We start from the raw sequence: 23,586 nt of genomic DNA, 5'->3' as shown, positions 1-23,586 counted from the left end.
ACGAGGTGGCTCACGACCTCCCCCCTCGCATCAGCGCCCGGTTCTCCATGTCCACCCGGACCACGAGGGCCAGGGCCACGAGGTTCATCAGCAGCGCCGAACCGCCGAAGCTCACCAGCGGCAGCGTCAGCCCCTTGGTGGGCAGCACGCCCAGGTTCACGCCCATGTTGATGAAGGCCTGGCCGCCGAACCAGATGCCGATGCCCTGCACCATCAGGCCAGCGAAAACACGGTCGAGCGCGATGGCCTGGCGGCCGATGAGGAAGATGCGGCGGGTCAGCCAGAAGAAGACGCCGATGACGGCCAGCACGCCCACGAGGCCGAGTTCCTCGCCGATCACGGCGAGCAGGAAATCGGTGTGGGCCTCGGGCAGGTAGTGCAGTTTTTCCACGCTGGCTCCCAGGCCCTGGCCGAACCATTCGCCGCGGCCGAAGGCGATCAGCGAGTGCGTCAGCTGGTAGGCCTTGCCCTGGGCGTACTGGGGGTCCCAGGGGTCCAGGTACGCGAAGATGCGCTCGCGGCGCAGGTCGTCGAAGGCGATGATGGTGGCGAACGTGGCCACCAGCACCGCGGCGATCAGCAGCGCCATGCGCGCGTTGACGCCGCCGAGGAAGAGGATGCCCATCGCGATGGTGGCGATGACGATGAAGGCGCCCATGTCCGGCTGGCGCAGCAGCAGCGCACCGGTGAAGGCCACGGCCACGGCCATCGGCCAGACGGCGCGGAAGAAGTTCTCCCGCGTGTCCATGCGCCGCACCATGTAGTTGGCCGCGTACATCGCGATCGCGAGCTTGGCCAGCTCCGACGGCTGGAAGTTCATGAAGCCCAGCGGGATCCAGCGGCGCGAGAAGTTGACCACCTTGCCGACGAAGGGCAGCAGCACGATCACCAGCAGCACCAGGGCCAGCACGAACACCAGCGGCGCGTGCTTCTCCCAGAACGCGATGGGCACCTGCACCGCGGCAAAGGCCACCACCAGCCCGATGGCCATGGCCATGGCATGGCGCAGCACGAAGTGCGTGGGCGCGTAGGCAGCGAACTTGCGGCTGTCGGGCAGCGCGATGGAGGCTGAATAGACCATCACGAGGCTGAAGGCCAGCAGCGCCAGCACCACCACCACCAGTGTGCGGTCGAAGGCCTGCAGCGACGGCGCGGCGCTGGCGCGCAGGCCGTCGCGCACCGGCAGGCGTGCGGACGCGGCGGCCTCGCGCCGGGCCGCCCAGGCGTCACGCCAGCGCTGCCAGAGCGGCGGACGCAGCGCGGTGGCGTTGGAGGCGGTGGACGCCGTGGCAGCGTTCGTGCGCGCCATCAGATCGCCTCCCCCCGGTCCACCGCCAGCGCACGCACGGCCTCGACGAAGACCTCGGCGCGGTGCGCGTAGTTGCGGAACATGTCCAGGCTGGCGCAGGCCGGCGACAGCAGCACCGCGTCACCCGGCTGCGCCTGGTCGTAGGCCCACTGCACCGCCTCGGGCAGCGTCGCCAGCGTGGCCATGCGCACGCCGCAGCCTTGCAGGGCGTTTTCGATGGCGGCGGCGTCGCGGCCGATCAGCGCCACCGCGCGGGCATGGCGCGCCACCGGCGCGGCCAGTGGCGCGAAGTCCTGGCCCTTGCCGTCACCCCCCAGGATCACCACCAGGCGGCCCGGCATGACGTCGGCCCCCAGGCCGACCAGCGCGGCCACCGTGGCGCCGACGTTGGTGCCCTTGCTGTCGTCGTAGGCCTCGATGCCGCCGACGCTGCCCACCGGCTCCACCCGGTGCGGCTCGCCGCGGTACTCGCGCAGGCCGTGCAGCATCGGCGCCAGCGGGCAGCCGATGGCGGTGGCCAGCGCCAGCGCGGCCAGCGCATTGGCGGCGTTGTGGCGGCCGCGCACGCGCAGCGCGTCGGCCGGCATCAGGCGCTGCAGGTGGATCTCGAGGTCTTCGCCCTTCCTGGGCTTGACCGTCTCGTCGGCCGGCAGCGCGCGCACCAGCCAGGCCATGCCGTTCTCGACCACGAGACCGAAGTCGCCCGGATGCCGCGGCGCCTCCAGCCCGAAGCGCAGCACACTGCGGCCGGGCTCGGCCGGTGTCTTGCGGCCCTTCGGGATGACCAGCGCCGGCACCATCGCCGCCACCGTCTCGTCGTCGCGGTTGATCACCATCACCGCCTGGCTGCCGAAGATGCGGGCCTTCGCCGCCGTGTAGGCCGCCATGGAGCCATGCCAGTCCAGGTGGTCCTGCGTCACGTTGAGCACGGTGGCCGCGGCCGGCTCGAAGCCCTGCACGCCGTCGAGCTGGAACGACGAGAGTTCCAGCACCCAGACCTCGGGCCATTCTTCGCGCGGCTGATCCAGCTGCGCGGCCAGCGTGTCGAGCATCGTCGGGCCGACGTTGCCGGCGGCTACCACGCGCTTGCCGGCGCGCTCGACCAGCAGCGCGGTCATGGACGTGACCGTGGTCTTGCCGTTGGTGCCGGTGATGGCGAGCAGCTGCGGGGAGTATTCGAGGTCGGCGAGCGCGCGCACGAACAGGCCCAGCTCGCCCATCAGCGCCGTGCCGCGCTCGGTGGCCGCCGCCAGCAGCGGCGCGATGCGCGGGTCGTGCGGCGCCAGGCCGGGGCTCTTGAGCACCAGGCCGACGTCGGCGAGCAGCGCCGGGTCGAGGTCGCCGCGCAGGCGGGTCGCGATGCCGTCGATCGCGCCATCGTGCGGCGCCGCATCGCGCGAATCCCAGACCTGCACGCGTGCGCCATGGCGCGCACACCAGCGCACCATGGCCAGGCCGGAGTCACCCAGGCCGAGCACGAGGACGGGGAGGTCTTGAAGCCAGGTCATCGTCGTCGCGACCTCACCGCAGCTTCAGGCTCGCCAGCCCGACCAGGCACAGCAGCATGGTGACGATCCAGAAGCGCACCACCACCTGGGTCTCCGCCCAGCCCTTCTTCTCGAAGTGGTGGTGCAGCGGCGCCATCAGCAGGATGCGCTGGCCGACGCCGGTGCGCTTCTTGGTCCACTTGAACCAGGCCACCTGCGCCATCACCGACAGCGCCTCGAGCACGAAGACGCCGCCCATGATGCCGAGCACGATCTCCTGCCGCGTGATGACGGCGATGGTGCCCAGCGCGCCGCCCAGCGCCAGCGCGCCGACGTCGCCCATGAACACCTGCGCCGGGTGCGCGTTGAACCACAGGAAGGCCAGGCCGGCGCCGGCCATCGCGGCGCAGAAGATCAGCAATTCGCCGGCTCCGGGGATGTAGGGGAACAGCAGGTAGCGGCTGAAGTTGGCGTTGCCGACGATGTAGGCGAACACGCCCAGCGCCGAACCCACCAGCACCACCGGCATGATGGCCAGGCCGTCCAGGCCGTCGGTGAGGTTGACGGCATTGCTGGCGCCGACGATGACGAAGTAGGTCAGCCCGATGAAGCCGAACACCCCCAGCGGGTAGCTGATGGTCTTGAAGAACGGCACCATCAGGTCGGCATTCGGCGGCAGGTCGGTGGAGAAGCCGCTGCTGACCCAGCGCAGGAACAGCTCCAGCACGCGCAGGTTGGAGGTCTCCGACACGCTGAAGGCGAGGTACAGCGCGGCAATCAGGCCGATCACGCTCTGCCAGAAGTACTTCTCGGCCGAGCGCATGCCCTCGGGGTTCTTCTGCACCACCTTGCGCCAGTCGTCGACCCAGCCGATGGCGCCGAAGCCGAAGGTCACCAGCATCACGATCCAGACGAAGCGGTTGCCCCAGTCGAACCACAGCAGCGTGGACACGCCGATGCCGATGAGGATCAGCACGCCGCCCATCGTCGGCGTGCCGCGCTTGGCCAGGTGCGCCTGCACGCCGTACTCGCGGATCGGCTGGCCGATCTTCAGTTCGGTGAGCTTGCGGATCACCCAGGGGCCGAAGGCCAGGCCGATGAGCAGCGCCGTCATCGCCGCCAGCACGGCACGGAAGGTGAGGTACTGGAAGACGCGCAGGAAGCTCAGGTCCTCCGGGTACAGCGCGAGCAGCCACTGCGACAGGCTCAGGAGCACGACGCACCCTCCTCGGCCGCGGCCAGGGCCTGCACCACCCGCTCCATGCGCATGAAACGCGAGCCCTTGACGAGGACCGACGCCGCATCGGGCGCCATGTCCGCGTCATCCACCAGCGCGGCCAGCAGCGCCGACGTGTCGTCGAAGTGCCGCGCACCCGTGCCGAAGGCCTGCGCCGCACCCGCGCTCTGCGGCCCGGCGCACCAAAGCGCCGGCAGGCCGCGTTCGCGCGCGTAGGTGCCCACCTCGGCGTGGAAGGCCGGCCCCTGGTCACCGACCTCGCCCATGTCGCCCAGCACCAGCCACTGCGGGCCGGGCAGGCCGGCCAGCACGTCGATGGCGGCGCGCACGGAATCGGGGTTCGCGTTGTAGCTGTCGTCCACCAGCGTGGCCGCGTGGCCGTGCCAGGTGATGGCGCGCGCGGCCGAGCGGCCCGCCACCGGGCGGAAGGTCGCCAGGCCGGCCTGCACCGCGGCCAGCGGCGCGCCGGCGGCCAGCGCGGCGGCCGCGGCCGCCGCCGCATTGCGCAGGTTGTGGGCGCCGGCGATGTGCAGCGCGAAGGCGGTGTCGCCCACGGGCGCATGCAGCGTGGCCCGCCAGTGGTCGCCGTCCCAGGTGCCCTCGACCTGCACCTCGCCACCATCACCGAAGCGCAGCACGCGCCGTTCGCCGGCCAACTGCCGCCACAGGCCGCTGTAGGCGTCATCGGCCGGGAAGACCGCGCAACCGGTGGGCGGCAGCGCGCTGATCACGGCGCCGTTCTCGCGCGCCACGGCCTCCACCGACTGCATGAACTCCTGGTGCTCGCGCTGCGCGTTGTTCACCAGGGCCACCGTGGGTGCGGCCAAGGCTGCCAGTTCGGCGATTTCACCCGGGTGGTTCATGCCCAGTTCCACCACCGCGGCACGGGTCTGCGCGCTCAGCCGTAGCAGCGTCAGCGGCGCACCGATGTGGTTGTTCAGGTTGCCGGCCGTGGCCAGGGCCGCGTCGCCCACCCAGGCGCGCAGGATGGCGGCGATCATCTGCGTGACGGTGGTCTTGCCGTTGCTGCCGGTGACCGCGACCAGCGGCAGCATCAGGCCGGCGCGCCAGCCCTGGGCCAGGCTCTGCAGCGCGCGCAGGCTGTCGGCCACCTCCAGGCCCGGCAGGCCGCAGGCCGCCACGCCGCGCTCGGCCAACACGGCGGCGGCGCCGGCATCGCGCGCCTGCGGCAGGAAGTCGTGGGCGTCGAAGCGCTCCCCCTTGAGCGCGACGAACAGGTCGCCGGGCTGCAGCGTGCGCGTGTCGGTGTGCACGCGCGCGATGCGGGTGCCGGCATCGCCATGCAGGCGTGCGGCCGGCAGCAGCGCATGCAGCGTGGCCAGCGTCCTCATCGCGCGGCCTCCTGCACCGCCGCCAGGGCGGCCTGCGCCTCGGCGGCGTCGGAGAACGGGTGGCGAACGCCGCGCACCTCCTGGTAGTCCTCGTGGCCCTTGCCGGCGATCAGCACGACGTCGGCGTCGGCTGCATCCCGCACCGCCGTGGCGATGGCGACACGCCGGTCGACCACGATGCGCGCCGCGTTCGGCGCCTGCAGCCCGGCCACGATCTGGTCGACGATGGCCTCCGGCGCCTCGTCGCGCGGGTTGTCGCTGGTGACCACGACGGTGTCCGCACCGCGCTCGGCGATCGCGCCCATCAGCGGCCGCTTGCTGGCGTCGCGGTTGCCACCGCAGCCGAACACGCACCACAGGCGGCCGCCGCGCGCGGCGGCCAGCGGGCGCAACGAGGCCAGCACCTTCTCCAGTGCATCGGGGGTGTGGGCGTAGTCGACGACGACCTCCACACCCGCACCCGGGCCCACGCGCTGCATGCGCCCGGGCACCGGCGTCAGGCCGGGCACCACGGCCGCGGCATCCGCCAGCGGCACGCCCAGCGCGCGCAGGCCGCCCAGCACCACCAGCAGGTTGTGCACGTTGTAGTCGCCGATGAGCGTGCTGCGCACCGGCACCGTGGTGTCGTCCTCGCACAGGCCGAACGCCAGGCCGCCGTCGACGTAGCGCACGTCGGCCGCGCGCAGCCGCGCCGGGGCATCGACCGCCACGGTCCACAGGTCGAGCGCACCGCCTTCGAGTTCGCCGGCCAGCAGCGCCCCCTGCGGATCGTCGATGTTGAGCGCTGCGGCGCGCAGCCCCGGCCAGGCGAACAGCTGGCGCTTGGCGGCCCAGTAGGCGTCCATGCTGCCGTGGTAGTCCAGGTGGTCGCGCGTGAAGTTGGTGAACAGCGCAACATCGATCGGCGCGGCGTCGAGCCGGTGCTCGTCCAGGCCGATCGACGACGCCTCGAGCGCACATGCGGCGAAGCCGGTGTCGGCGAAGCGCTTGAATGCAGCGTGCAGCGTCACCGGGTCGGGCGTGGTCAGACCGGTGGCGTCGACCGCACCGGGCTCGCCGACCCCCAGCGTGCCGATCACGCCGCAGCGCCGGCCCAGCGCCGACAGCGCCTGCGCCGTCCACCACGCGGTGGAGGTCTTGCCGTTGGTGCCGGTGGTGGCCACGATGTCCAGGCGCGCGCCGGGTTCGCCGAAGTAGGCGTGTGCGATGGCACCGGTGGCCGCCTTCAGGCGCGGCAGCGCGGCCACACGGGCATCGTCGAAGCCGAAGGCTTCGATGCCTTCGGCCTCGACCAGGCAGGTGGTGGCGCCGGCGTCGAGCGCCGCGCGCACGAAGCGCCGGCCGTCGGTGGCATAGCCGGGCCAGGCAATGAAGGCGTCACCCGGCTGCACGCGGCGGCTGTCGGTGCGCAGCGTGCCGGTGACCCAGGACGACAGCCAGCGTGCGGCCGCGTCGGGGGAGCGGAGCATCGTCAGCGGCATCACGTGCTTTCCAGGGCTGCCGGCCCGGGTTCGGCCACGATGCCTGGTTGGAAGTCGATGTCCGGCGCCACGCCCAGCGTGCGCAGGCTCTGCTGCACCACGCTGCTGAACACCGGAGCGGCGACCTCACCGCCGTAGAAGACGCCTCCCTTGCGCGGCTCGTCGATCATCACCGCCACCACCAGCTTCGGCGCGCTCACCGGCGCCAGGCCGACGAACCACGAGCGGTACTTTTCAGTGCTGTAGCCACGGCCTTCCTGCTTGCGCGCGGTGCCGGTCTTGCCACCCACCGAATAGCCCACGGTCTGCGCCTTCGGCGCGGTGCCACCCGGGCCGGCGGCCAGGCGCAGCATGTCGCGCATCGCGCGTGCCGTCTCGGCGCTCATCACGCGGCGGCCGGGCACGGGGCCGGCGTCGCGCTTGAGCAGGGTGACGGGTGCGATCTCTCCGTCGCGCGCGAACACGGTGTAGGCGCGCGCCATCTGCAGCAGGCTGGCCGACAGGCCGTAGCCGTAGCTCATCGTGGCCTGCTCGATCGGCCGCCAGGTCTTGTAGGGCCGCACGCGGCCGGTGGCAGCGCCGGGAAACTCGATCTCCGGCTTGCTGCCCAGGCCGAGGTCGGTGAACTGCTGCCACATCTCGCGCGGCTGCAGCTGCATGGCCATCTTCACCGTGCCGACGTTGCTGGACTTCTGCACGATCTCCGCCACGCTGAGCACGCCGTGCGGGTGCGAGTCACGGATCGTCGAGCCGGTGATGGTGATCCAGCCCGGCGCCGTCTCGTAGCGGGTAGTGGGCCGGGCGATGCCCTTGTCCAGCGCAAGCGCGATGGCGAAGGGCTTCATCGTCGAGCCGGGCTCGAAGATGTCGGTCAGCGCGCGGTTGCGCAGCTGCGCCGGCTTGAGGTTGCGCCGGTCGTCGGGGTCGTAGCTGGGGTAGTTGGTCAGCGCCAGCACCTCGCCGGTCTGCGCGTCCAGCGCCACCAGGCTGCCGCTGTTGGCCCCGTGGGCCTTCACCGCGTCGCGCAGGCGCTGGTAGGCCAGGGCCTGCAGGCGCGCGTCGATGGACAGCACCACGTCGCGGCCGGGCTCCGGTGCGTCGGGCTCGCCGATGTGCTCGACGACGCGGCCCAGCCGGTCGCGCACCACGGTGCGCTGGCCGTCGCTGCCGCGCAGCGCGTCCTGGAACACGCGCTCGATGCCCTCGAGGCCGTTCTGCTCCAGGTCGGTGAAGCCGACGACCTGCGCCGCCGCCTCGCCCTCGGGGTAGGCACGGCGCCAGCTGTCGCTGAGCTCGACGCCGACCACGCCCTGCTGCAGCAGGGCCTGCAGTTCGGCACGCGCGCCGGCATCCACGCCGCGCTTGAGCCAGACGAAGCGCGGGTGGCTGTTCAACCGCGCCTCCAGCGCCTTGGGCGTCATGCCGGCCAGGCGTGCAAGCGCGCGCTTCTGCTCCGGCGTGGCCTGCAACTCCGGCGGGCGCACGGCGATGTCGATGGCCGGCACGCTGGCGGCCAGGATGCGGCCGTTGCGGTCGAGCACGTTGCCGCGGCCGGCCGGCACGTCCTCGGCGTGCAGGAAGCGCTTCTCGCCTTCGCGCTGGTAGAAGTCGCTGTGCAGCACCTGCACCCACACGGCCCGTCCGGCCAGCACGACGAAGGCCAGCGCCACGCAGGCCACGATGAAGCGCGAGCGCCACGGCGGCGTCTTGGAGGCCAGCAGCGGGCTGCTGGCGTAATTGACGCTGCGCAGACTCACTTGGTGACCCCCGGCAGCTCGACGTACAGCGTCACGTCCGCACCGGCGGTGCGCATCGCCAGACGCTCACGGGCCACGCGCTCCACGCGCAGCGGCGTGGCCTGGGCCTGGCGCTCGGACTCCAGCCGCTGGCGCTCCGACTCCAGCGCCTGCTGCTCGGCCTGGGCCCGGTCCAGCGCGGCGACCAGGCGGCGCGACTCGTACGAGGTCTTCACCAGCAGCAGCGCACTGACCAGCAGCGCGGCGGCCAGCAGCAGGTTCAGGCGCAGCGTGGCGGGGCCCGTCATGCCGGCACCTCGGTGCGTTCGGCCACGCGCATCACGGCCGAGCGGGCACGCGGGTTGGCCGCGACCTCGGCCGCCGACGGCTTGACGCGACCCAGCGCCTGCAGCCGCATGGCCTTGGGCGGCGCCATGGGGGCGCGCCGGTCGGGCACGTCGCGGCTCTCGCGCACGATGAAGGTCTTGACGATGCGGTCCTCACCCGAGTGGAAGCTGATGACCACCAGCCGGCCATGCGGCGCCAGGAGTTCGAGCGCCGCGTTCAGTCCTTGTTCGAGTGCTTCAAGCTCGGCATTGACGAAAATCCGAAGAGCCTGAAACGTGCGCGTTGCAGGGTCCTGGCCCGGCTCGCGGGTCTTGACTGCACGAGCCACGAGCGCGGCCAGTTCCCCGGTGGTTCGAACGGGAGACCCGCCCTCGCGCCGAGCAACAATCGCCTTTGCAATCTGTAGAGCAAACCGTTCTTCCCCATGGTCGCGGATCACCTGTGTGAGGGTGCGCTCGTCGGCGCGGGCCAGGAAGTCCGCGGCGGTCTCGCCACGGGTCGTGTCCATGCGCATGTCCAGCGGGGCGTCGTGCCGGAAGCTGAACCCGCGCTGCGGATCGTCGATCTGCGGGCTGCTGACGCCCAGGTCCAGCAGCACGCCATGCACATGGGTGATGCCGCGCGCCACCAGTTCGTCGCGCATCTCACCGAAGTTGGCATGCACGACCTCGAAGCGCGGGTCGGCCAGGCTAGCGCGCGCGCTGGCCACGGCCTGCGGGTCGCGGTCGAAGGCGATCAGCCGGCCGGCCGGCGACAGACGCTCCAGCAGCGCGCGGCTGTGGCCGCCGCGGCCGAAGGTGCCGTCGACGTAGATGCCGTCGGGCGTGGTGACCAGGGCCTCCACCGCCTCGCGCAGCAGCACCGTGGTGTGCTGGAAGGCGGTAGTCATCGGAGCACAAAGCTCCGGATTTCCGCCGGCATCGGCTGCGCCAGCAGCTGCGCCTCGTGGGCGTCGTGGCGCGCCGCGTCCCACAGCTCCAGCACGCGGCCGTTGCCGATCAGGCGCACGTCCTTGCCCAGGGCCGCGGCGCTGCGCAACTCGGGCGGGATCAGGATGCGCGCCGCGCCATCGATGTCGACGTCCACCGCACTGCCCAGGAAGACGCGGCGCCACGGATCGGCGTCCATGCTCATCGACATCAGCTGTTCGCGCACCTGCTCCCAGCGCTGGCGCGGCAGCACCCACAGGTAGCCGTCGGGGTGCTTGGTCAGTGTCAACCGCCCCTCACAGGCCTGCATCAGCAGGTCACGCTGACGCACGGGCACGGTGATCCGCCCCTTCGCGTCCAGCGCTATCGCCGATGTGCCTTGAAAAACGATCTCCGCCACCCGAAACCGCCACTGTCAGACAGAAAATCCCACAGATCGACACTGTACTTGAAGGCCGCATGACGGTCAATCGACACTGTCGAAAAAATCAATGAAATCAAGAACTTACAAATGGTTTGAGAGGTAGTGCCGAGAAAATAGTGACGCAAAAACAAGAACCTGCAGGCGGCATTGAAAGTTTTGCTTGATCATGAGCAAGTGGGCTTGCAGCCCACTGGCCCCACCAGCATCGCCCACGTGGTGCCGGCGTGATGGCCGTCGATTGATCAAGAGCAAGGGGGTCTCACGCCGCACCGGCCCCACGTCGGCGCCGCTTGCATTACGCTGGGGCGGTGGCGCAGATCGTGAACTGCGTCACAGGGAGGCCTCCAGGTGAACCGTCTGTCGCTGTCGCAGTGCCCGGCCTGCGCGCAGGTCAATCCGCCGCGGGCGCTGGCCTGTTCGGCCTGCGGCACGCCGCTGATCACCCGCTGCCCGGCCTGCGACACGATCAACGTCCGCAGCCGCGTGCGCTGCCACCATTGCGCCGCGCTGCTGGACCCGACGACCTCGCCGCAGTCGGTGCCGGCGGAGCCGCCGGCGCCGGTGGAGGCCGACGTGGTGCCGCTGCTCGACGCGGTGGACGACACCGTGCCGGAAGACTGGGTCCTGGCCTTGCGGGCCGTGCCGGAGCCGCCGCGGTCACCGGGCGCGGCTTCGCCGATGTCGCCGTTGCCGACGCTGCAGTTGCCGGACGACTGGCTGGCCGATCCGGACGCGCCCGACGTGGCACGCCTGGCGCCGCCGGCACCTCACCCTTCGGCGGCTGCGGCGACCACGGCCGCCTTGCCAGCAGCTCCCGCGCCGACAACCGCACCCCACACGTCCACCGAGGGCCTGGCCGAGCGCAAGGCCCGGCGCCGCGCGGCCGTGCGCGATGCGCAACGCCGGAACCCCGCCCAGCGCACGAGCGCCCTGGCGACCCGCGACGTGCTCGTGCTGGAGGCCGACCCGCGCGCGCGCGCCGACCTCTGCCAGACCCTGCTGCGCTTCGGCTTCGTGCCGCACGTGGCCGTCAGCGCGGCCGAGGCCGCCGGGCTCAGCCGGCGCCAGGCACATGCCGTGGCCTTCCTCGGTCTGGGCAGCAGCGGAGAAGCGGCCGACACCGAGGCGCTGTGTCGCAGCCTGCACGACCTGCCACGCGGCCGCCCGCTGGCGCTGATCGCCATGGCCGACCGGCAGCGCCACACCGACCGCATCCGCATGCAGCTGGCCGGGGCTGACCAGGTGCTGTTCCGACCGGTCGGGCGCGGCGACATCGCCCGTGCCCTCGACGACTGCGGGCTGCAGCTGCCGGAGGATCCGCGCGGGCACGGCGCCGCGCCGGAACCCAAGGCCGGCCGGCCCGGCGCCCGCTGAGGCGATGCAGGACGACCCGCTGTGGCGGCTGCGCCATGCCCTGGCCGGCATGGCGCTGGCGCTGCTGCTGTCGGTGCTGCTGGCGGCGCTGCTGGGGCGCGTGCTGGGCGACCTGGTCGCCGACAGCTACGGCCTGCGGGTAGCGCTGTACAGCGCCCTGCTGGTCTACGTGATCGTCGGCGCCGGGCTGCTGTTCGTGCGCGTGGCGCAGCACGAGACGCGGCCGCTCAGCGCGGGCCGCGTGCTGCTGTGGCTGGCCAGCCTGTGGCTGTGGCCGGCGCTGCTGCTGCGCCGGCGTTGAGCCACCCTGGGCTCACTGCGACTGCTTGATCAGGCGGCCGGCGGCCTGCTGCACCGGCCGCGCGTTCATCGGGTACAGGCGCGAGAAGATGTGGATCTGGTCCGGCGACGCCTGCACCGGCTGCTGCATCACCATCCACAGCACGCCTTCGCTGCACGGCGGCGTGGTCAGCGAGCCCATGTAGGTGAAGTAGCCACGGTCGGTCGGCAGCAGCGCACTGGGGTCGATGGCCTCTGGTGCCGGCAGCGGCGCGTGCTTCTCCAGCGGCAGGTTGTTCCACACCTGCTGCACCACCGGCTGCGCCGCACCGCGCTCGAGCACCACGCCGATGACGGCCAGCCGCCCGTCCGGGTCCTTGTGCACCAGATGCACCGACATCTCGAACTGGCGGCCGTTGATGCGCTCCTCCGACGGCCGGTGGAAATGGAACTGCTGCAGCTCGTAACGGCGGCCCATCACCTCCAGCCAGTTGCCGGGCGACAGGTTCACCTGCACGGTGTGGCCGTTGTCCACCACCGAGAAGCCGCTGGGCCGGTAGTCGAAGTTCAGCGGCGCCAGGTCCACCGCGATGCCGTCGCGGATGTCGATCGGGCTCTGCCGGCTGCCACTGGCGCAGGTGGCGAACTCCGGCTTCAGGCTGGCCCAGTGGTCGGGGCCGCCTTCGCCGTGGTAGCTCCAGTGCACCTCGGCCTTGGCCGCGCGGTGGGCCTCCACCAGGGCTTCCAGCTCGCCGGCCTGCGGCTTGGCCTTGGCCACGCGCGTGTGCGTCGGGGCGGCTGCGCGAGCCGGCACCTGGAGTTCGTGCGTGCCGGCCTTGGCCTCCTGGATGCGGGCGGCGCCCAGCTTCTCCTGCAGGCGCGCCTTCAGGTGCGCCATCGGGTCCACCGAGGCCACCTTGTCGCTGCCCCGGCCACCGGCATGGGGATCATTGGCCAGCACAGGCAGGGCCAGCAGCAGCGCGGGCAGCAACCACCAGCGGTGCGCGGTGACCGGACGGCGGGAGGAACGGGACGCAGGGGACGGCATGGCAATGGCACTCCTTCTTCGGAGTCCCATCGGCAGCCGGCGCGTCAACTTGAGGCTGGCGTGGCCGATTCCGCCGGCGGCACCAGCCGCGGCTTGACCCAGATCCAGGCCAGCACGCCCACGCCCATCATCGTCAGCGAGGTCAGCGCCAGCGCCAGCGTGGAGTGCATCACCAGCGGCGCGACGACGCCCGCGACCACACCGTTGGCCACGGCGCCGATGCAGGCCTGCATCGACGAGGCCATGCCGCGGCGCTCGGGCACCTGGTCCAGCACCATCAGCGTGACCACCGGCACCATCAGCGACCAGCCGAAGGCGAAGATGGCGATCGGCGGCAGCGCCCACCAGGCCTGGGGCTCGAAAAAGGCGTTCAGCGCCACGTTGACCAGCGAGACCGCCAGCATGATGACGAAGCCGTGGCGGATCTGGTGGCGCGGCTTGATGCGCCCGGCCAGCCGGCCCGACAGCCACGCGCCACCCATGATGCCGCCGATGGTGCAGACGAAGAACCAGAAGAACTGCGTCGGTGCCAGCTGCAGGTGCTCGCCCAGGAACACCGGCGCGGCCAGCACGTAGAGGAACATGCCGTTGAACGGGATCCCGCTGGCCAGCACCAGGGTCATGAACACCGGGCTGGCCGCCATCTGCTTGTAGCCGGCCAGCAGCGGCCGCGGCGCGAAGCGCTGCACCTGCGAGATGTGCAGCGTCTCCGGCAGGAAGCGGAAGACGCCCGCCCACAGCAGGGTACCCACACCGGCCAGGAACCAGAAGATCGCGTGCCAGTCCAGGTGCACGAACAGCCAGCCGCCGATCAGTGGCGCGATCGCCGGCGCCACGCCGAAGAAGATCGTCACCTGCGACATCACCCGCTGCGCCTCGGCGGGCGGGAACAGGTCGCGGATGATGGCGCGCGAGACCACCGTGCCGGCCCCCGACGCCAGGCCCTGCAACGTGCGGAAGAACACCAGCGCGCCGATCGACGGCGCCACGGCGCAGCCCACCGACGCCAGCGTGAACAGGCCCACGCCCCAGAGCACCACGCGGCGGCGGCCGAAGCTGTCGGCCAGCGCGCCGTGGAACAGGTTCATCGCCGCGAAGCCGAACAGGTAGCTCGACAGCGTCTGCTGCATCTGCACCGGCGTGGCCTGCAGCGACCCGGCGATGCCGGTGAAGGCCGGCAGGTAGGTGTCGATCGCGAAGGGCCCGAGCATGCCCAGGCAGGCGAGCAGCACGGCCAGCGTCCAGCGCGGTCCGCGCCAGAGAGAGGCGGCGTCAGGGTGCATCGGGGAAACCCGAGTGTAGTCGGGGGTGTTGTGGCGGTGCTTCAATGGGGCCATGGCAAACCTCCGTCGAGTCCTGCTGACTGCAGGCGCCGCGATGCTGGCCGCGCCCGTCCTCGCGCAGAGCGCCCGCGTGCTGCCCGGGATGACCGAAGGCCCGTTCTACCCACCGCGCCGCTGGCGTGACAGCTTCGCCGGCGGCGGGGACTGGGACGCCGACCTCACGCGCACCAGCGGCAGCGGGCCGGCGCGCGGGGAACACCTGGCGCTGTGGCTGCAGGTGGCGGACGCGCGCGGGCGCGCGGTGGACGACGCCGACGTCGAGATCTGGCAGTGCGACGCGCTGGCCGCGTACCGGCACCCGTCGGTGCCACTGGAGCCCGGACGTCACGATCCGGCGTTCCAGGGTTTCGGCGCCGTGCGCAGTGCGCGCGACGGCAGCCTGAAGCTGCGTACGATCCGCCCGGTGCCTTACCCGGGGCGCACGCCGCACATCCACGTCACGGTGCGGCACCCCAGCTTCGGCGAACTGACGTCGCAGCTGTTCGTCGCCGGCGACCCCGGCAATGCGCGCGACTTCCTGTGGCGGCGGCTGGATGCCGAGGCGCAAGGCGCGCTGGCCATGACGCTCATGTCCGCTGAAGGCGACGGGCTGCGCTGGCAGGCGCGGCACACGTTGATCGTGCCCGCCTGAACACCAGCGCGGAAAGAAAAGTGTGAAGTCGGCCGATAGGCCGGATTCTGTGCAGCGGACACCTCTTGCGAGACGCCGCCGTGACCGCCATTCCTCTGGGCCGGGGGTCGCCCACCCGGCTCGGTGCCACCTACCCGCACACTCCCCGGGCCGGATCGTCGTGTGCCTATTTGGTGTTGCTGCGCGTAGAGATTGCCCGTTTCACCCGAGCCGGGGCTTCGCCCCGGCTCGACTCGTCTCTGTTGCTCTGATCCTCACCTCGCGGTGGACAGCCGTTGGCTGCTACGCTGCCCTGTGCAGTCCGGACCTTCCTCCAGCGCGCCCTTTCGGGTGGTTGCGCCAGCGGCGGTCTGGCCGACTTCACGCATGAATTATCCCAGGAGAAGCCCATGAAGGCCGACAACGTCCTCGCCACCATTGGCCGCACGCCGCACATCCGCATGCAGCGCCTGTTCGGTGGCGCCGAAGTCTGGATCAAGTCCGAGCGCGCCAACCCGGGCGGCTCGATCAAGGACCGCATCGCGCTGGCGATGGTGGAAGACGCCGAGTCCCGCGGCCTGCTCAAGCCGGGGGGCACCATCGTCGAGCCGACCTCGGGCAACACCGGCATCGGGCTGGCGATGGTGGCTGCGGTGAAAGGCTACACGCTGGTGCTGGTGATGCCCGACAGCATGAGCATCGAGCGCCGCCGGCTGATGCTGGCCTATGGCGCACGATTCGAGCTGACGCCGCGCGAGAAGGGCATGAAGGGCGCCATCGCCAAGGCGCAGGAACTGGTGGAGACCACGCCCGGCGCCTGGATGCCGCAGCAGTTCGAGAACCCGGCCAACATCGACGTGCACATGCGCACGACGGCGCAGGAGATCCTGGCCGACTTCCCGGAAGGCCTGGACGCGCTGATTACCGGTGTGGGCACCGGTGGCCACCTGACCGGCTGCGCGCGGGTGCTCAAGGCGGCGTGGCCGGCGCTGAAGGTGTTTGCCGTCGAGCCGGCCGCCTCCCCCGTGATCAGCGGCGGCGCACCGTCACCGCACCCGATCCAGGGCATCGGCGCCGGCTTCGTGCCGGCCAACCTGGACACCACGCTGCTCGACGGCGTGATCACCGTCGACGCCGAGCATGCCCGCGAGATGGCGCGCCGCAGCGCGCGCGAGGAAGGCCTGCTGGTGGGCATCTCCAGCGGAGCCACGCTGGCGGCCATCGCGCAGAAGCTGCCCGACCTGCCTGCCGGCGCGCGCGTGCTGGGTTTCCACTACGACACCGGAGAGCGCTACCTGTCGGTGGAGGGGTTCCTGCCGGCGGCCTGACCCCGCAGCGGGCTCAGCCGATCACCTTCAGCAGCAGCTTCACCAGCCGCATGAACGGGCTCAGCGGCTGCGTGAAGTCGGCGTTGTTCTGCCCTTCCACCAGCTGCACCTGCGGCCCGCGCGCCATCGCGTTTTCGGCGAAGGTGCCGAACGAGTCGACCCCGGCCCACTCGATGGCGGTGCCGGAGAAGTCGATGATGGTCAGGCAGTGCGACTGGTTGAAGTTGCGGAAGTACGGCACGTACAGGTCCACGTTGGGCTGCGTGGCCAGGTCGGCGGCCCAGCGGTCCAGATCCGGCCACCAGCGCGAGAACAGCGCTTCGCGATACGCCACCGGGTTGGGAGCGTCGCTGATGTCGGTATAGAACTTCTCGTAGCTGAAGGCCGAGAAGTTGGTGTCGCGCGTGAAGACCATGAAACCGAAGCGGTCCTGCGGATAGGTGCGCGCCAGGGCGACGTTGACGCTGCCCAGGTTGTCGGGGTCGAAGCCGTCGATCAGCCCGGCGTACTGCGTGATCAGGCCACCGGGCTCGTCCAGGCCCCAGACGACACGGATGGTGTCGTGCAGCTTGATCGCCGGGAAGTCCTCGGGTGCCGAGCCGCGCGGCGCCGGCACCAGCGGGCCGGAATCGGCCAGCAGCGTGCTGCGCCCGGTGGGCTGCAGGGTTTCGCGCACCATCGCGTAGGTGGTGGTGGAGCCCACGCCGCCGGCGGAGTAGCCGGTCAGCAGCAGCTCGCCCGGCTGGCCCAGGTTGTCGCGCAGCCACTGGGCGGCGGCACGCACGTTGGCCTGGCCGGCATGGTGCTGCACGCGCGGGTTGTCGGGGTAGGCGTCGTCGTAGACGGTGACCTTGCTGCCGCTGTGCACGTCACCGGTGCAGTAGGGCAGGAAGACCATGTTCCACGACTGCGTGGACACGGCCTGCGGGCTGTTGCGGGCGTTGAACGGCGTCACCAGGCCGAAGGCAACGTTGACCGACTGCATGTAGTCAGGCGGCACGCCGTTCGGGTTGGTGGCGCCCAGCCGCCCCTCGCCCAAGCATGCCTTCTGGTCCCAGCAGGCGCCGCCGCCTTCGTAGACGATGGCCAGATGGTTGTTCAGCGGCGTGCGGTTGACGAAGAAGCGGTAGGGCGAACCGTCGCCGCAGGAGGCGCCGGACTCCGGCGGCAGTTCGACCATGTCCCACTGGAAGTACCCGGCCCAGGCCAGCGGCGTGGCACACAGGGCGAGCGCAGCCAGGCTGCGGCGGAACCAGACGTTCATCGGGAAGCCTCCTCGGGTGGGGTGTCGGGCGACGCCGACGTGGCGCCATGGTGGGCAAAGTGCTGCACACGCAGCTGGTCCAGCCGGGCCTGCAGCACGGCCGGGTCGCGTGAAGCGGCCGGCGCGGCGCGCCACGCGGCCACTTCGGCCGCCTGCGCGCGCAGGTAGGCCTGCTGGCGCGGATCGGCCGCTGACGGGCCGGGCAGCATGCGCTCGAAGGCCTGCAAGGCCTGCTGCTGCCGCTGGGCATCGGCTTCCAAGGTCTGCAGCAGGGCGGCCGCGAGCACGCGGGCCTCGGGCACCGAAACCTCGCGCTGGGCCAGCCGCGCCGGCAGGCCGTCGTAGACCGTCTGTGCCAGCGCCGGATCTCCCGGGGCCGCACGCCAGCGCGCAACGGCATCGGACCAGCCCAGGTAGGCCCGGAGCCGGGCCAGTTCGGCCGGGCCGTCGGGCTGCGTCGCGTGTTCGGCCACCACCGCGGCCCACTGCGCCGGCGTCACGCCTGGCGGCGGGGCGTCTGCCGTGGCGCCAGGCACCGTGGCCGCGGAGCGTGGCGCGGCGGAGCCCGGTTCGGCCCGCAGCTTCTGGTTGCTCTGGTCGTCAGGGACTCGCGACGCTGTTTGGGCCAGCGCAGCGCGAGACGTGTCAGCGCCCGGTGGCAGCGCCGAGGTCACCCACCACAGCAGCCCTGCCCCCACGGCAAAGGCCGCCGTCACCAGGATGGTCCGCTGGGCGCTCGACGTCACACGTCGAGTATTCCGCCTGGCACCGCTGGTGCCAACCGGGCACCCCCTAGTCCGGGCGTCCCCGCCGGCCGCAATCAGGCCGACTGCTGCAGCGCGCGGATGCGGTCCTCGATCGGCGGGTGCGTGGACAGCAGCGCCATCACCCCACCCTTGCCGCTGATGCCCATGGCCTCCACGGCCCGCGGCAGTTCACCCGGGTTCAGCCCGCCCAGGCGCGCCAGGGCGTTGATCATCGGCTGCTTGCGGCCCATCAGCTGCGCGGCGCCGGCGTCGGCACGGTATTCACGCTGGCGAGAGAACCAGGCCACGATGACCGCGGCCAGCACGCCCAGCAGCAGGTCCAGCACGATGGTGCTGACGTAGTAGCCGATGCCCGGGCCTTCGTTCTGGTTGCGCAGCACGACGCGGTCGATGAAGTAGCCGATCACGCGCGACAGGAAAACCACGAAGGTGTTCATCACGCCCTGGATCAGCGTCATCGTGACCATGTCGCCATTGGCCACGTGCGCCACCTCGTGGCCGATCACGGCCTCGACCTCTTCCTTGGTCATGCTCTGCAGCAGGCCGGTGGAGACGGCCACGAGCGCGCTGTTCTTGAAGGCACCCGTGGCGAAGGCGTTCGGCGCGCCGTCGTAGATGGCCACCTCGGGCATGCCGATGCCGGCCTTCTGCGCGAAGCGCTCGACGGTGCCGACGATCCAGCGATGGGTGGGGTCGGTGGAGCCGTTGATGATGGCCGCCTTGGTGCTCCACTTGGCCATCGGCTTGCTCATCAGCAGCGAGATGATGGCACCGCCAAAGCCCATGACCAGGGCGAAGCCGAGCAGCATGCCCAGGTTCAGCCCGTTGGCCGTGAGGTAGCGGTTCACGCCGAGCAGGCTGGCCACGACACCCAGCACCAGCATGACGGCCAGGTTGGTGACGATGAACAGGGCGACGCGTTTCATGGACGAGACTCTCCGAAGGTGCCACGACGCGGGCACCCATGGCGCGGGATGTTAGGGCGCGCACGCCGGTTTCAAGCGGCGCAGGGCTATTCCGCTCAACTGCGCAGGCGCACCCGGTTCGGGTTGCTTGCCGGCAGCAGTTCGAACCGGTCGGTGTGGGCCTTGAACACGCGCGTGGAGGCACCGCTCTTGCCCAGCAGCCCCGCACTGCGCAGGCGTTCGGCCGCGAGCCGCAGTTCCACCGTGTCGCCACGCACCAGCTCCGGCAAGGCCATCAGGATCTGGCGCAGCTTGTCGGGCGATGTCGCCGTCGAGGCTGAAGGCGCCGGGGGCGGCGAAGGTTGCGGCGGCGGCGTCGCACGCCCCCGTGGTGCAGGGGCCTCGGTGGACCGGGCGGTCTTGCGCGCCGGGGTCTTGCGTGCGGCGGTCTTGCGCGCCGGAGGTGACGCCGGGGCTGGCGCCGGGGTCGATGTCGCTGCCGGGGCCGGCGCAGCAGCCTTCTTCGCCGCCGGCGGCGCGCGGTGGCCGAAGACCGTGAACGCGTCGTAGACCGTCTGTGTCTCGTCGCCCGTCTTGCCGTCCTGACCGATGCCGACCACACGGCAGCCCTTCTCGCGCAGGCGCAGCACCAGCGGCGCGAAGTCGGAATCCGACGACGCGATGGCCACCACGTCCGGTCGCTCGGCGAGGGCCAGGTCCAGCGCGTCGATGGCCATCGCGATATCGGTCGAATTCTTGCCGGTGGCAAGGTTCACCACCGGCCGGATGCCCAGACGCTTGAACACCGCCTGGTGCTTGGCTGCCGATTCGGCCGTGCAGTAGGCGCGGCGCACGTGCAGCGCGCCGTGTTCTTTCAGCAGCGTGGCCACCGCCTGCTCCATCACGCCGACGCTGACGTTGTCGGCGTCGATCAGCAGCATGGTCTTCATGACAGCGTCCAGTTCAGGGTTTCGCCGGCGCGCAGCGGCTTGATCACCGTGTCGCCGAAGGGCAGCGACTCCGGCAGCGTGCGTGGCTGGCGCCGCAGCGTCACCGTGCCGGTGTTGCGCGGCAGGCCGTAGAAGTCCGCGCCATGGTGGCTGGCGAAACCTTCCAGGCGGTCCAGCGCGCCGGCGGCCTCGAAGGCCTCGGCGTACAGCTCCAGCGCCGCCGGTGCGGTGTAGCAGCCGGCGCCGCAGACGCTGGCCTCCTTCAGCGCCGCCGCATGTGGGGCACTGTCGGTGCCCAGGAAGAACTTCGGGCTGCCCGAGGTGGCCGCATCCACCAGCGCCTGGCGGTGAAGCTCGCGCTTGAGCACCGGCAGGCAGTACCAGTGCGGGCGCAGGCCACCCATGAACAGCGCGTTGCGGTTGTAGAGCAGGTGGTGGGCGGTGACGGTAGCGGCGGTGAAGCGGTCGGCCTGCGCCACGTACTGGGCGGCGTCACGCGTGGTGATGTGCTCGAACACCACCTTGAGCTCCGGGAAGTCGCGCCGCAGAGGTGTCATCACGCGCTCGATGAACACCGCCTCGCGGTCGAAGACATCGACCGCCGGATCCGTGACCTCGCCGTGCACCAGCAGCAGCAGGCCCTCGCGCTGCATGGCCTCGAGCGTGGGGTAGGTGCGGCGGATGTCGGTGACGCCGGCATCGCTGTTGGTGGTGGCGCCGGCCGGGTAGAGCTTGAGCGCCACCACGCCAGCGGCCTTGGCGCGCACGATCTCTTCCGGCGGCGTGTTGTCGGTCAGGTACAGCGTCATCAGCGGCGTGAAGTCGCTGCCGGCACCGGTGGCCGGGCGCGCGGCCAGGATGCGCTCGCGGTAGGCCACCGCCTGCTCGGCCATGGTGACCGGCGGACGCAGATTGGGCATCACGATGGCGCGTGCGAACTGCGCCGCGGTGGCCGGCAGCACGGCCTGCAGCGCCGTGCCGTCACGCAGGTGCAGGTGCCAGTCGTCAGGGCGCGTGAGGGTGATCGAAACGGGCGCGGTGGTCATGCACCGATTGTCTCACCCACCCCCCGGCGGCTGTTGGTCAACGCGTCGCGATACAACGCCTGGGATGGCCCACGAAGGCCCCCTGCCCCGTGCCGACGCCGCGCGGCCGGATCACGCCTGGGCCGCGGTCGTCGTAGCCGCCTGCGCCTGCAGGTGGGCCCACAACTTCTGCGCGCCCGGCTTGACATGGCGCGCCGTGCCGGGGCGCTCGCGGTAGATGCGCACGTCCATGGACAACTCGAAACCTGGCTCCGTGGCGGCCACGGCCAGGCGCCGCGCCGCCAGGTCCTTGCGCACCGCGCTCGCCGGCAGGAAGGCCACGCCGTGGCCTTCCAGCGCCATGGCCTTCAGGCCCTCCGCCATGTCGGTCTCGTACACCGTGTCCAGCGTGGCTGCCGGCGCCTTCTGCTTGAGCAGCATCTCCACCAGGCGCGCCATGTAGGCCGCCGAGCCGTAGGCCAGGAAGGGCACGCGTTCGCCGGGCCGGCCGGGCAGCGTGTGGCGCGGCCGGCCGTCCTCGGCGCGGGCATAGGGTGCCAGCGTTTCGGTGCCCAGACTCATCATCTCGTAGCGCTCCGGCGGCAGCTGCAGCGGCTGCGCCGGGTGGTGGTAGGCGATCAGCAGGTCGCAGCCGCCTTCGGTCAGGCGCAGCACGGCGTCGTGCACATTCAGCGCGATCAGCCGGCTGCGCATGGGGCCGAACGTGGTGCGCAGGTCCACCAGCCACTGCGGGAAGAAGGCGAAGGCCAGGGTGTGCGGCACGGCGAACTCGATCGTGTCCTGCCCCGCCACCTGGTGGCTGCGCATCATGTTGCGCGCGGCCTGCAGCTGGCCCAGGATCTCCAGCGCCTGGTCGCGCAGCGTCTCGCCGGCCTTGGTCAGCCGCGTGGGGTAGGACGAGCGGTCGACGAGGTCGATGCCGGCCCAGGCCTCGAGCGCCTGGATGCGGCGCGAGAACGCCGGCTGCGTGACGTGGCGCAGCTGCGCCGAGCGGCTGAAGCTGCGCGTCTCGGCGAGGCTCACGAAGTCCTCCAGCCACTTGGTTTCCACGGGGCGCGAGTCTAAGCGGGCGGCCCGAGGGCCTGGGGTGGAACAATCCCGGGATGACGATGCGACGTGTGCTGCCCTGGGCCCTGCTGCTGTTGGCCGTGGCCGCTGTGACGTGGTGGGCCAGCCGGCCGCCGGCCGTGCCCGCCGTGCAGGTGCAGACCGGGCCCCTGGTGCGCAGCCTGCAGTTCAGTGCGCGGGTGGCGGCGCAGTCCCGCGTGGACGTCGGCGCCACGCTCACCGGCCGCGTGGCCACGGTCGCCGTGCGCGAGGGTGACGAAGTGGCCGCCGGCGCGCCCCTGCTGCGACTGGAGGACGACGAGGCCCGCGCCGCCCTCGCCCAGGCCGAGGCCCAGCTGGCCCAGGCCCGCGCCGCGCGCGAGGGCGCCGGCGGCTCACGCCTGCGTGCCGCGGAGGCGCAATTGGCTCAGGCCGAGGCCCAGCGCGTGGCCGCCCTGGCCGACCGTCAGCGCACGGCCGACCTGGTGGCGCGCGGCTTCCTGAGCCCGGCGCGCGACGACGAGGCCGCCCGCGCCCTGGCCGTGGCAGACGCCCAGGCCGCGGCGGCCCGTGCCCAGCGCGATGCCCTGGCCACCCGGGGCAGCGAGCGTGTGCAGGCCGACGCCGCCGTGGCCGCCGCGGAGGCCGCCGTGGCTGCCGCCCGCGCACGGCTGATGCAGACCGTCGTGCGTGCGCCCACCGCCGCGCGCGTGCTGCAGCGCGCGGTCGAGCCCGGCCAGATCGTGCAGCCGGGCCGCGCGCTGCTGACGCTGGCCCTGGCAGGCCCAGTCGAGCTGGTGGCCCAGGTGGACGAGCGCTTCCTGGACGAGCTGCGCGTGGGCCAGACAGCCACCGTGGTGGCCGACGCCTTCCCGCGCGAGCCATTCGGCGCGACGCTGCAGCGCATCGCCCCGCGCGTGGACGCGCAGCGCGGCGCGGTGGACCTGCACCTGCGGCCCGAAGCCGCCCCGCCCTTCCTGCGCGAGGACATGACGCTGGCGGTGGCCGTGGTCACCGCGCGCCGGGACCGTGCCCTGGTGATGCCGCTGGCCGCGCTGCGCGCCGGCGACGAGGCCTGGGTGGTGCACGACGGGCGTGTGAACGCTCGCCGGCTGAAGCTGGGCCTGCGGTCGGACGCCGGTGTCGAGGTGCTCGAGGGTCTGGTCGAAGGCGACTGGGTGATGCTGGGCGACCAGCCGGCGCCCGGCCAGCGGGCCCAGGCGGTGGCGGCCGCGCTGCCCACCCCGGGCAGCACCGGCGGCATGGGCGCCGCCGGCGCCGCCATGACCCAGGCCATCGGCCGCTAGGGTCGGGCACGCCGG

22 protein-coding genes and 1 other RNA gene are annotated in these 23,586 nt (G+C 71.7%); 5 read left to right on the top strand and 18 right to left on the bottom strand.

The window, feature by feature from the left end:
• Nucleotides 1-10: 10 nt before the first annotated feature.
• From ftsW to ENE75_RS01385, 9 genes are read right to left on the bottom strand one after another with little or no spacing between them, the layout of a single operon-like run.
• Nucleotides 11-1,309, bottom strand: coding sequence for a putative lipid II flippase FtsW (gene ftsW / locus ENE75_RS01425; protein WP_128194892.1), 1,299 nt, complete (start codon nucleotides 1,307-1,309; stop codon nucleotides 11-13).
• Nucleotides 1,309-2,817, bottom strand: a complete 1,509-nt coding sequence (gene murD / locus ENE75_RS01420; protein ID WP_128194890.1) for a UDP-N-acetylmuramoyl-L-alanine--D-glutamate ligase — start codon at nucleotides 2,815-2,817, stop codon at nucleotides 1,309-1,311. Before murD ends, ftsW begins: the two co-directional genes overlap by 1 nt.
• 13 nt (nucleotides 2,818-2,830) lie before the next feature.
• Nucleotides 2,831-4,012 (bottom strand): phospho-N-acetylmuramoyl-pentapeptide-transferase, encoded by a 1,182-nt coding sequence (gene mraY / locus ENE75_RS01415; protein ID WP_128194888.1) that lies wholly within the window; start codon nucleotides 4,010-4,012, stop codon nucleotides 2,831-2,833.
• Nucleotides 4,003-5,385, bottom strand: coding sequence for a UDP-N-acetylmuramoyl-tripeptide--D-alanyl-D-alanine ligase (locus ENE75_RS01410; protein ID WP_128194886.1), 1,383 nt, complete (start codon nucleotides 5,383-5,385; stop codon nucleotides 4,003-4,005). The genes mraY and ENE75_RS01410 overlap by 10 nt, the downstream gene beginning before the upstream one ends.
• A complete protein-coding gene (locus ENE75_RS01405) occupies nucleotides 5,382-6,866 on the bottom strand; it encodes a UDP-N-acetylmuramoyl-L-alanyl-D-glutamate--2,6-diaminopimelate ligase (protein ID WP_128194884.1) in 1,485 nt (494 codons plus the stop codon). Before ENE75_RS01405 ends, ENE75_RS01410 begins: the two co-directional genes overlap by 4 nt.
• Nucleotides 6,866-8,623 carry a peptidoglycan D,D-transpeptidase FtsI family protein gene (locus ENE75_RS01400; protein ID WP_128194882.1) on the bottom strand — a complete coding sequence of 586 codons (1,758 nt, stop codon included), beginning with the start codon at nucleotides 8,621-8,623 and terminating at the stop codon, nucleotides 6,866-6,868. The genes ENE75_RS01405 and ENE75_RS01400 overlap by 1 nt, the downstream gene beginning before the upstream one ends.
• Nucleotides 8,620-8,910, bottom strand: coding sequence for a cell division protein FtsL (gene ftsL, locus ENE75_RS01395; RefSeq protein WP_128194880.1), 291 nt, complete (start codon nucleotides 8,908-8,910; stop codon nucleotides 8,620-8,622). Before ftsL ends, ENE75_RS01400 begins: the two co-directional genes overlap by 4 nt.
• Nucleotides 8,907-9,839, bottom strand: coding sequence for a 16S rRNA (cytosine(1402)-N(4))-methyltransferase RsmH (gene rsmH / locus ENE75_RS01390; protein WP_128194878.1), 933 nt, complete (start codon nucleotides 9,837-9,839; stop codon nucleotides 8,907-8,909). Before rsmH ends, ftsL begins: the two co-directional genes overlap by 4 nt.
• Entirely contained in the window at nucleotides 9,836-10,279 is a 444-nt protein-coding gene (locus ENE75_RS01385) for a division/cell wall cluster transcriptional repressor MraZ (RefSeq protein WP_199232187.1), read from the bottom strand. Before ENE75_RS01385 ends, rsmH begins: the two co-directional genes overlap by 4 nt.
• Before the next feature lie 372 nt (nucleotides 10,280-10,651).
• Between ENE75_RS01385 and ENE75_RS01380 the strand changes: the two genes are divergently transcribed.
• On the top strand, nucleotides 10,652-11,677 hold the full coding sequence (locus tag ENE75_RS01380; protein ID WP_128194876.1) for a zinc ribbon domain-containing protein: 1,026 nt from the start codon (nucleotides 10,652-10,654) through the stop codon (nucleotides 11,675-11,677).
• 4 nt (nucleotides 11,678-11,681) lie between these two features.
• Nucleotides 11,682-11,978, top strand: coding sequence for a hypothetical protein (locus ENE75_RS01375; protein ID WP_128194874.1), 297 nt, complete (start codon nucleotides 11,682-11,684; stop codon nucleotides 11,976-11,978).
• Nucleotides 11,979-11,990: 12 nt separating this feature from the next.
• On the opposite strand, the gene ENE75_RS01370 is transcribed toward ENE75_RS01375, so the two are convergent.
• Both ENE75_RS01370 and ENE75_RS01365 read right to left on the bottom strand, forming a co-directional pair.
• Nucleotides 11,991-13,004 (bottom strand): carbonic anhydrase, encoded by a 1,014-nt coding sequence (locus ENE75_RS01370; RefSeq protein ID WP_128194871.1) that lies wholly within the window; start codon nucleotides 13,002-13,004, stop codon nucleotides 11,991-11,993.
• Between the two features lie 44 nt (nucleotides 13,005-13,048).
• Nucleotides 13,049-14,287: a multidrug effflux MFS transporter gene (locus ENE75_RS01365; RefSeq protein ID WP_128194869.1), complete on the bottom strand. Its 1,239-nt coding sequence runs from the start codon at nucleotides 14,285-14,287 to the stop codon at nucleotides 13,049-13,051.
• Nucleotides 14,288-14,339: 52 nt separating this feature from the next.
• Here ENE75_RS01365 and ENE75_RS01360 point away from each other — a divergent pair, with 52 nt between their 5' ends.
• Nucleotides 14,340-14,978 (top strand): dioxygenase family protein, encoded by a 639-nt coding sequence (locus ENE75_RS01360; RefSeq protein ID WP_128194867.1) that lies wholly within the window; start codon nucleotides 14,340-14,342, stop codon nucleotides 14,976-14,978.
• Between the two features lie 20 nt (nucleotides 14,979-14,998).
• Here the strand turns inward: ENE75_RS01360 and rnpB are convergent.
• An RNA gene (rnpB, locus tag ENE75_RS01355) (RNase P RNA component class A) lies at nucleotides 14,999-15,340 on the bottom strand.
• A gap of 27 nt (nucleotides 15,341-15,367) precedes the next feature.
• On the opposite strand from rnpB, the gene cysK reads away from it, so the two are divergent.
• A complete protein-coding gene (gene cysK, locus ENE75_RS01350) occupies nucleotides 15,368-16,285 on the top strand; it encodes a cysteine synthase A (protein WP_128194865.1) in 918 nt (305 codons plus the stop codon).
• A 13-nt stretch (nucleotides 16,286-16,298) separates the two neighbouring features.
• On the opposite strand, the gene ENE75_RS01345 is transcribed toward cysK, so the two are convergent.
• The 6 genes from ENE75_RS01345 to ENE75_RS01320 all read right to left on the bottom strand — a co-directional run bounded on the left by ENE75_RS01345 (nucleotide 16,299) and on the right by ENE75_RS01320 (nucleotide 22,267).
• Complete coding sequence (locus tag ENE75_RS01345; protein ID WP_128194863.1) at nucleotides 16,299-17,549, bottom strand: pectin acetylesterase-family hydrolase; 1,251 nt, start codon at nucleotides 17,547-17,549, stop codon at nucleotides 16,299-16,301.
• Entirely contained in the window at nucleotides 17,546-18,295 is a 750-nt protein-coding gene (locus ENE75_RS01340) for a hypothetical protein (RefSeq protein ID WP_128194861.1), read from the bottom strand. Before ENE75_RS01340 ends, ENE75_RS01345 begins: the two co-directional genes overlap by 4 nt.
• A 74-nt stretch (nucleotides 18,296-18,369) precedes the next feature.
• Nucleotides 18,370-19,242, bottom strand: coding sequence for a protease HtpX (gene htpX, locus ENE75_RS01335; protein ID WP_128194859.1), 873 nt, complete (start codon nucleotides 19,240-19,242; stop codon nucleotides 18,370-18,372).
• 95 nt (nucleotides 19,243-19,337) lie between these two features.
• A complete protein-coding gene (locus ENE75_RS01330) occupies nucleotides 19,338-20,171 on the bottom strand; it encodes an NYN domain-containing protein (RefSeq protein ID WP_199232186.1) in 834 nt (277 codons plus the stop codon).
• On the bottom strand, nucleotides 20,168-21,217 hold the full coding sequence (pyrC, locus tag ENE75_RS01325) for a dihydroorotase (RefSeq protein ID WP_128194855.1): 1,050 nt from the start codon (nucleotides 21,215-21,217) through the stop codon (nucleotides 20,168-20,170). Before pyrC ends, ENE75_RS01330 begins: the two co-directional genes overlap by 4 nt.
• Before the next feature lie 111 nt (nucleotides 21,218-21,328).
• Nucleotides 21,329-22,267 carry a LysR substrate-binding domain-containing protein gene (locus ENE75_RS01320; RefSeq protein ID WP_128194853.1) on the bottom strand — a complete coding sequence of 313 codons (939 nt, stop codon included), beginning with the start codon at nucleotides 22,265-22,267 and terminating at the stop codon, nucleotides 21,329-21,331.
• A 53-nt stretch (nucleotides 22,268-22,320) separates the two neighbouring features.
• On the opposite strand from ENE75_RS01320, the gene ENE75_RS25670 reads away from it, so the two are divergent.
• Complete coding sequence (locus ENE75_RS25670) at nucleotides 22,321-23,571, top strand: efflux RND transporter periplasmic adaptor subunit (RefSeq protein WP_128194851.1); 1,251 nt, start codon at nucleotides 22,321-22,323, stop codon at nucleotides 23,569-23,571.
• Nucleotides 23,572-23,586 lie beyond the last annotated feature (15 nt).

Source organism: Rubrivivax albus (assembly GCF_004016515.1).
Lineage (GTDB): Bacteria > Pseudomonadota > Gammaproteobacteria > Burkholderiales > Burkholderiaceae_C > Rubrivivax > Rubrivivax albus.
This window is presented reverse-complemented; position numbering and strand designations above follow the sequence as displayed.